Origin of the sequence: Arthrobacter sp. NPDC057388 (assembly GCF_042668165.1) — a bacterium.
Taxonomy (GTDB): domain Bacteria; phylum Actinomycetota; class Actinomycetes; order Actinomycetales; family Micrococcaceae; genus Arthrobacter.
On the sequence record NZ_JBHVBL010000106.1, the window covers coordinates 1 to 1,337 of the forward strand.

At 36.9% G+C, this 1,337-nt stretch carries 1 protein-coding gene; it reads left to right on the plus strand.

The window, feature by feature from the left end; genetic code table 11:
* The coding region (locus ACFUTU_RS21405; RefSeq protein ID WP_014479132.1) for an IS256 family transposase at positions 1-1,156 on the plus strand (1,156 nt) is incomplete at its 5' end.
* Positions 1,157-1,337 lie beyond the last annotated feature (181 nt).

Below are 1,337 nucleotides of genomic sequence, written 5' to 3' on the forward strand. Positions count from 1 at the left end.
TATGCAAGAAGCATTAAAAGACATATTTGGTCCCATGTTTGAGTCAATGCTAAAAGGTGAAATGAATCACCATTTGGGCTATGAATCCAATGACAAGGGAGAAAAAGAAACAAGAAATAGAAGAAATGGATATGGCAAAAAGATCGTGAAAACAACGGCAGGAGAAGTTGAAATTGCAGTCCCCCGTGATCGTGATGGTTCATTTGAACCGCAGTTGATTCCAAAGCGTAAAAGAGATGTATCCTCTATAGAGGATAAGGTCATTTCGATGTATGCCAGAGGAATGTCACAACGAGACATTTCTTCCACGATAGAAGACATCTATGGCTTTTCTGTATCTCATGAAATGGTATCCGACATTACGGATACTGTACTTCCTAATTTAGAAGAGTGGCAAAATCGTCCCTTAAGTAACTGTTACCCTTTTGTGTTTGTCGATTGTCTTTACACAACCATTCGTAATGACTATGAAACGAAGAAGTATGCCGTTTACACAATACTAGGATATACCATAGAAGGTAAAAAGGACATTCTAGGTTTGTGGTTGAATGAAACGGAAAGTAAACATAAATGGATGCAAATTTTTGATGAAATCAAATCTCGTGGTGTAGAAGATATCTTCTTTCTCTCAATGGATGGCGTTAGTGGTCTGGAAGAAGGAGCACGTGCGATTTTTCCTGATGTGACCGTACAGAGATGTATTGTTCATTTAATTCGAAATTCGATTAAGTATATACCAAGTAAAGACTACAAGCCTTTTACTGCTGCCTTAAAGAAAGTGTATGGAGCTCCAAGCCTTAAGGCTTGTCACAGTGCATTTGAATCTTTTGAAAAGCAGTGGTCTACGTACCCTGGAGCTGTAGACGTATGGAAACGAAACTTTTCTCATGTGGAACAACTTTTCGATTATGGTGGTAATATTCGTAAAATCATGTACACTACAAATGCCGTTGAAAGTATCCACTCTAGCTTTCGAAAAGTCACGAAAAAAGGAGCATTCCCCCATGAGAATGCCCTATTAAAAATATTGTTTTTACGAACAAAAGAATTAGAAAAGAAATGGGATGGTGGACGCATCCAGCAATGGGCTATGGTCATGAATCAACTATTAGTTCATGACCACCTAAAGGAACGTGTGAAGAAATATCTAGAATAACTTACACACTTTTCTTGACAAGCACCCCTTTACATTCTATTATTTTTTTAATGTGACTATAGGTTAATTATAATGCCTCGTTTCGTTAAAAAGAACAAAAATTTTGGACAAGAATAATCATAGTAAAATGCGTAGACATTCTTAAACATAACGATTTACGCATCTTTTTACAAACATGGTG